6 protein-coding genes, 1 pseudogene and 1 other annotated feature are annotated in these 7,045 nt (G+C 59.9%); of the genes and pseudogenes, 2 read left to right on the forward strand and 5 right to left on the reverse strand.

Going from position 1 to position 7,045, the window contains the following annotated elements; genetic code table 11:
* Positions 1 to 303 precede the first annotated feature (303 nt).
* A protein-coding gene (locus ACX3P0_RS24935) for an IS3 family transposase (protein WP_459092875.1) occupies positions 304 to 1,535 on the forward strand; the annotation gives its coding sequence in 2 pieces (ribosomal slippage) (positions 304 to 595 and positions 595 to 1,535; 1,233 coding nt in all).
* Positions 588 to 704, forward strand: a sequence feature (AL1L pseudoknot). It overlaps the preceding gene by 117 nt.
* A 500-nt stretch (positions 1,536 to 2,035) precedes the next feature.
* Here ACX3P0_RS24935 and ACX3P0_RS24940 read toward each other — a convergent pair.
* From ACX3P0_RS24940 to ACX3P0_RS24960, 5 genes and pseudogenes are all read right to left on the reverse strand, one after another.
* A pseudogene (locus ACX3P0_RS24940) lies at positions 2,036 to 2,236 on the reverse strand (tyrosine-type recombinase/integrase); the annotation flags it as partial.
* 256 nt (positions 2,237 to 2,492) lie between these two features.
* On the reverse strand, positions 2,493 to 3,617 hold the full coding sequence (locus ACX3P0_RS24945; RefSeq protein WP_459092877.1) for a branched-chain amino acid ABC transporter substrate-binding protein: 1,125 nt from the start codon (positions 3,615 to 3,617) through the stop codon (positions 2,493 to 2,495).
* Positions 3,618 to 3,709: 92 nt separating this feature from the next.
* The gene (locus ACX3P0_RS24950; protein WP_459092879.1) at positions 3,710 to 5,047 is read right to left on the reverse strand and encodes an aminotransferase family protein; all 1,338 of its coding nucleotides are present in this window, start codon (positions 5,045 to 5,047) and stop codon (positions 3,710 to 3,712) included.
* Positions 5,048 to 5,064: 17 nt separating this feature from the next.
* Positions 5,065 to 5,367, reverse strand: coding sequence for an EthD family reductase (locus tag ACX3P0_RS24955; protein ID WP_459092881.1), 303 nt, complete (start codon positions 5,365 to 5,367; stop codon positions 5,065 to 5,067).
* Between the two features lie 2 nt (positions 5,368 to 5,369).
* On the reverse strand, positions 5,370 to 5,915 hold the full coding sequence (locus ACX3P0_RS24960; protein WP_459092883.1) for an amino acid synthesis family protein: 546 nt from the start codon (positions 5,913 to 5,915) through the stop codon (positions 5,370 to 5,372).
* Positions 5,916 to 6,034: 119 nt separating this feature from the next.
* On the opposite strand from ACX3P0_RS24960, the gene ACX3P0_RS24965 reads away from it, so the two are divergent.
* Positions 6,035 to 6,889, forward strand: a complete 855-nt coding sequence (locus ACX3P0_RS24965) for a LysR substrate-binding domain-containing protein (RefSeq protein ID WP_459092885.1) — start codon at positions 6,035 to 6,037, stop codon at positions 6,887 to 6,889.
* The last annotated feature ends 156 nt before the right edge of the window (positions 6,890 to 7,045 follow it).

The following is a 7,045-nucleotide window of genomic DNA, read 5'->3' on the forward strand; positions in this document are numbered from 1 at the left end:
TTGGGCGTCGTATTTGAGGCGCGTTGCCGCCGAAGCTCATTGACCAAGTGAAGGACAGCGTTCCCGGCGCAGCTGCCCAAAACCTGCCTGTCCGCTTCCCACCACATCGAGCCATCCATGCATGCGGCGGCGGCGTTGGGTTCGCGATCCGGCAGGTTTCGACCACCCCATTTCGGCCTTAGATAGACGCTCGCATCTTTCCGAAAGCAGCCTTTGTTCCCGGACACAACTCAGCTGTTTCACCATTTGCAATTGAACCGCGCCGGGTTGATCGGAGGCTCCAACTCCTGAGAAGGTGGAGCCATGACAAGCAAGACGAGCAACAAGTTTTCTCCCGAGGTTCGCGCCCGCGCGGTGCGAATGGTTTTGGATCATGAAAGCGAGCATGCCTCGCGCTGGGCGGGGGTCTCGTCGATCGCCGCCAAGATCGGCTGCACGGCGCAGACGCTGCATGAGTGGGTAAAGAAGGCCGAGCGCGACAGTGGCGTTCGCGCCGGTGTGCCTACGGATGTGGCAACGAAGCTCAAGGCTCTGGAACGCGAGAACCGCGAGCTTCGACAGGCCAACGAGATACTGCGCAAGGCGAGCGCGTATTTTGCCCAGGCGGAGCTCGACCGCCCATTCAAACGATGATCGCGTTCATCGATGATCACCGCGAGGTCCACGGGGTCGAGCCGATCTGCAAGGTGCTGCCGATCGCCCCGTCGACCTACCACGACCATGTCGCTAAGCGCGTCGATGCCTCCCGGCTGTCGGCTCGGGCAAGACGGGATGCAGCCTTGAAGGACGAGGTCCAGCGTGTGTTCGAGGCGAACTTCCGCGTCTACGGCGTTCGCAAGGTCTGGCGGCAATTGCAGCGCGAGGGCTTCGATGTCGCCCGCTGCACGGTGGCTCGCCTGATGAAGGCCATGGGCCTCGAAGGCATCATCCGTGGCAAGCCGATCCGCACCACGTTGAGCGACAAGGCGGCACCTTGCCCTCTCGATCACGTCAATCGCCAGTTCCATGCCCCGGCGCCGAACATGCTGTGGGTCTCCGACTTCACCTACGTCGCGACCTGGACGGGCTTCGTCTATGTCGCCTTTGTCATCGATACCTATGCCCGCCGGATCGTCGGCTGGCGGGTGAGCCGGACGGCGCATGCCAGCTTCGTTCTGGACGCTCTGGAACAGGCTCTCCATGATCGGCGGCCCGTTCACCGTGGTGGGCTCGTGCACCATAGCGACCGAGGCAGCCAATACGTGTCAATCAAATACACCGAGCGCTTGGCCGAGGCCGGCGTCGAGCCCTCAGTGGGCAGCGTCGGTGATAGCTACGACAACGCTCTCGCCGAAACGATCAACGGTCTCTACAAGGCTGAGGTCATCCATCGACGCGGACCATGGCGCTCGTTCGAAGCCGTCGAGTTCGCGACGCTGGAATGGGTCGACTGGTTCAACAATCGCCGGCTGCTGGAGCCCATCGGCAACATCCCGCCGGCCGAAGCCGAGGAACGCTATTACGCCATGCTGAATGACCCAGTCATGGCCGCGTAACTCAAACGAAACGGTCTCCGGAAAACCCGGCGCGGTTCACGAACGACTTCACGTCGAGGATCGAACATCTCAAATACGAGATCATTGGCGACGTCCAACGGTTCGTCGGACAATTCAGCGAAGACGGCCAGACGCTTCGTGGAGAGTGGAGGCAACTCGCCGGTGCGGAGTGGAAGCCTTTCGTGCGTATTGTCCTCACCAAACGCCGCTGACGGCTTGGCCGCCGCCGAAGACCCAAAAGGGGTGGTGGCCGGCGTCTCACGATAGTGACGGCTTAGCGACGCCATCACTAGCAGATTGATCGTGCGTACAGCTTGGCCCCTTAATTTCCCTATCTAGCGGGTTGGCATTTTCCTCAATCCGGCAAAACCATATGTCCGCTTGTTGGTGCCTCCGCTCAAAAGCGGACTGGCGGCTCCCCACCCAAAGTCGGACTGCAGGCGAGAGAGGTGCTCTCACTGGAAGTGGTCATTCGGCACTGCCGAAGGACCGCGCCAATGTCAGATTTCTGTGCGCTCAGCGAGCAGAAGCGCATCTTCAATATCCACGTCAAGGTGGCGAACGGTGTTCTCGATCCTGCTGTGGCCGAGTAGTATCTGTACCACACGCAGGTTACCCGTCGCCTCGTAAATCATTGATGCCTTCGTCCGTCGAAGCGAATGCGTCCCGTATTTTTCTCGCCGCAATCCGATCGCGGTCATGGGCAGAATGCGTATGGCGATCGGCATGTCTACACGGCACGCACGCGTTTCATTCCCAAGACGCTCCTCTCGCCGTTGGAATCCTGCAATTGGCCTTTGGTCCTGGCTGGGATGCCGCACCGCCGGATGTTCGCCGAGTCCGCGTCGACATCGGTGCACGAATGCGCGGCATGTGACGGTAAGGGTCTGAAAGCGGGTGCCGCGTTCAGGCCCTTACTATTTTCTGTGCCGAGCCGAATGGCCTATGCTTTTCTAGCTATTGAATTTCGTTGTTGGCGTAATTGATCTTCCCGCTGGTGTCTGGCTTCCATTCGTAGATGACATATTTCGGATCCGTCATATCGCCTTTCTTGTCGTAGGTAATCTTGCCGGCGACCGTGTCGAACTCCTTCCCGGAATGAATGACCTCCGCCACTTTCTTGCCATCAAGCGTTCCGGCTGTTTCGGCCGCCTGCTTGAGTATCTGCACGGCAGCATAGGCATAGAGCGTATAGGATTCCGGGTCGAAATTATGGGCCAGGAAACGATCAACGATTTCCTTGTTGGCAGGAATCTTGCGCGGATCGGCCGTGAACGTCATTAGTGTGCCGGCAGCGCCTGGACCGGCGATGCTCGGAAATTCGCTGGATACTATGCCATCGCCCGAAACCATCACCGTCTTTAACCCCTGGTCGCGCATCTGTCGTATGATGAGGCCGGCTTCCGGATACATGCCGCCATAATAAAGAACGTCGACATTGGCCTCCTTGAGCTTGGCGACCAGCGCGGAGTAGTCCTTGTCACCGGGATTGATGCCTTCGAACAGAACTTCTTTCAGGCCGCCTTTTTCGACGGCCTTCTGGGTTTCAATCGCTACTCCTTGGCCATAAGCGGTTTTGTCGTGGACGATGGCAAGATTCCTGTCGGCATAGGCTTTAGCAATGAAAGCGCCCGCCACGCTGCCCTGCTGGTCGTCGCGACCACATGTGCGGAAAGTGTTCCACTGGCCACGATCCGTGAAGGCCGGCGCAGTCGAGCCTGGAGTGATCTGGACGATGCCGTTTTCGAGATAGACTTCGGAGGCAGGAATCGACACCCCAGAATTAATGTGACCGACGACGAAATTCACGCCCTCACTGGCAAATCTATTAGCGACCGAAACCCCTTGGCGCGGATCCGACGCATCGTCGCCCACAATGACCTCTATCTTTTGACCGAGGATTCCGCCGGTAGCGTTTATATCCTCGACTGCCTGCTCGGCTCCCACTTTGAGCTGGGCACCGAGAGCCGCGTTCGGGCCCGTGATCGGGCCGGCGAGCCCAAGTCTTACATCGGCAAATCCAGGGCTTGAGAAACCCACCCCGGCTAGAAGCAATAGTCCAACTGCATAGGCACGTTTCATAATGTTCCTCCCTTGTCGTTATGGTGTCGACGTTGTTGTCGTTTCTGTTCCCGTTGCTGTTTTTTCCTCTGGTCAAACCCTCCGAGACTGGGTCAGATCACCCTAGCGGCCTCAATGACGATATCGGCGAGCCGATCCAACTCGCCTTCATCGATGGTGAAGGGCGGTCCCAGATAAAGGCTATCGCCGCGCCCCCTGGTGATCAGACCGGCCTCTCGGCAGGCTTGCAGGACGCGAGGGCCGACTTTCTTCGTAGGATCGAAAGCGGCGCCTGTCGTTCGGTCCTCCACGAAGTCGACGGCAAGTATCAGGCCGAGACCACGAATGTCACCGACATGGGCGTTCTGGCCGAGTCCGGCCTCCAGGCGGCTTTTCAGACGTGCACCGAGTTTGCCGGCCCGGTCGGGGAGCCCCTCCTTTTCCAAGACATCGATCGTGGCGAGCGCCACCGCGCAGCCGACGGGGTGTCCGCTATAGGTGAAGCAGTGCATCCAAGGCGCATTTTCCTGGCCTGCCAAGACATCGGCGATGCGGTCGGAGACGCCTACGCCGCCGAGCGGGAAATAACCGCTGGTGATGCCCTTGGCAAACTGCACGATGTCGGGCTCGATGTCCCAGTGGCCGAGCGCGAACATGCGGCCCGTACGGCCAAAACCGGTAATCACTTCGTCCGCCGCCAGAAGCACGTCGTAGCGGTTGCATATCTCGCGGATGCGCTGGAAATAACCGTCCGGGGCGACATAGGCGCCGCCACCCAGCACCGGCTCTATGATGAACAGCGCCACGGTTTCCGGCCCCTGCTCGATCAGCGCCTTTTCGAAATCCTCGGCAGCCAGCTGGCCGGCATCCTCACCCTGCGCCGCCGCATCCCGATGGCTGTAATGCAGGGGAATGTGGACAAAGCCTGGCATGCGCGGCTCGAAGGCCGGCCAGTATGACGGCATGCCGGTGGCGCACATGGCGGCCAGCGTCGTGCCGTGATAGCCGCCGATCAGGCTGATGGTTTTCACCTTGTTCGGCTTGCCTGCGGCCTTCCAGTAGGAACGCGCCGTCTTGATGGTGGTGTCGGTGGATTCGCCGCCGCCCGAAGTGAAGAAGAAATGATTGATCGAGGGATAGCTGATCGCGGCCAGCCGCTCGCCAAGCTCGGTTGCGCGCGGGTTGGTGTTGCCCGAATAGCCGGAGCAATAGGCCAGTTCCCCCATCTGCTTGTGAGCCGCCGCGATCAGTTCCGGGCGGCCGTGGCCGAGCGTGACGTTCCAAAGCCCGGACATGCCGTCAATGTAGCGGCGGCCGTCGCCGTCGATCAGATGGCAACCTTCGCCCTTGATCCAGGCATTGCCGGCCAGATGCGCATCCGGGTTATGCAGCGAATGCATCACATGCCGGCTGTCTCTCTCAAGCCAGCCCGCGTTTGTATCGTTCATCATCTCGCCCACCATCTGTTTCAACCTCCTGTGACCGCATGTTCGGCAGCGAACATGCGGACACGCTGGTCCACCATCGTCAGGGTATCGGCCGCAACCGCGCGGCCATGGTCGGTCGCGTAGGCCGCTTCGAAGGCAGCCTGCGTGTCGAACCAGAGTTCGGCAACACCGTCATAGGGGCCGTCCTCGACGAGATTGAAGACGACGCGCCGCACATCAGGCAACCCGCGCGCCAGCGGCGCGTGGCGGCCCAGCCACCAGTCGGCAAAATCCCTGGCGCTGACCTCATCCTTGCGCTTCAGCAAAATGATCGCCTTAAACATGGTCACGCCTTGACGCGCTTCAGCGGACGTCCGCCCACGGCGAAGGCAAGCGCGATCACGATCTCGTTGTCGCGCGGTGCATCCGCAATGCCGATCTCGATCGAATCCATGTCGTCGAAGGCCCAGATGTCGTCCCGATTGACCAGCGGCATGGAGATCGACGCGCCCGGACCGCCGAGCTTCTTGGTCGACGGGATGATCGCCTTGCCGCCGCCGATGCCCTCGCGCACCGGAGCGCCGAAGCGGGGATGGATGAAAGCCGCCGCATGCTCGATCTCGCCGCCGACACCGACGATGGCACCCTTGCCATAGCCGCTGATCGCTTCAGCCGACGAGCCAAGCGCCTCCAACGCGCGCTGCGTCAGGATGCCGGCGACCTCGGCCCCAAGATCGTACAGTTCCTTGAGGTCCTCGACATAACGGCCCGCATAAGGATTTGTCACGACAGCGGCGACGGCCACCTTGACGGCCTTCGGCTGGACAGGCCGTCCCATCTCGCTCATCGTCTCTTCGATGGAGACGACGATCTTCCTGATTTCTGCTGACATTGCTGAGTTTCCGCCTGCTCTTGTTCGTTGACAGGCACAAAATTAAGCACGTAGAAACACATTCGGAAAACTAAATTATCAAACTTTGATTTTCGATTCTCGCATACTTGGAGGCGGCCTTGAAAACCGTAAATCTCGACCTGTTGCAAGCAATCGTCGCCTTCGCGGACAGCGGCAGTTGCAAGGGCGCGGCTCAGATCGTCAACCGCAGCCAATCGGCCATCAGCATCAAGCTGAAGAAGCTGGAGGACGATCTCGGGGCCTCCCTGTTCACCCGCACGGGACGCAAGATCAGCCTCAACGAAAAGGGCAAGGATACGGTTTCGGATGCACGGCGCATCCTCCGGATCAGCAACGAGCTGGTAGAAAAGGCAACGTCGCGCGAATTGACCGGCACGATAAGGCTAGGCCTGCCGGACGACTATATCTCGCTTCTCGGCCCCTTTCTCAGTCGCTTCGCCAACGAGTTTCCAAACGTCAACCTTGTCCTGCATTGCGCGCCAACGGCGGAATTGAAGCCGATGCTGCAGCGCGGCAATCTTGACCTGTCCATTCTGTCGACCGAAACGGACACGAAGGAAGGCCTGGTCCTGCAAAGACAGCCTGTCCAATGGGTCGGGTCGCGCATCAGCGCGGTCCACAAGCGCAGGCCCCTGCCCCTAGCCTTGTTCCCGGACGGCTGCATCTTCCGCAAATGGGCACTGAATGCGCTGATCAATTTGGAGTGCGAATACAAGATCGTCTGCACCAGCCCCAACATGGCCGCACTTCAGGCCGTCGTGCAGGCCGGCCTTGCCGTTTCCGCATTTCCGAAAGCCGACGTCCCGCCCAACAGTCGCATCTTAAGTGTGGATGACGGGTTTCCGCAGCTTTCCGACGTGACAATCATGCTTTGCGTATCGTCGGCGGTTTGTGACGATCGACAGAGCGCACTGGCGCGTGGCCTGCGCGACATGATGCTAAAAACCGTCTGAGTCCGAAGTTTTTGGAGGGGTAGGCCGTGTTGGTTAGGCGCGGAGGGCGCCCCTACAGACGAACTCAGTCGGGGTCTTTTAGCTCGGGGTTTGGGTCTGGAAATGCCTATTCAATTACTCCACCTCGTTTCGACTAAAGACGCAAAGTAGGAGGCT

It is taken from the genome of Mesorhizobium sp. A556 (assembly GCF_054489545.1).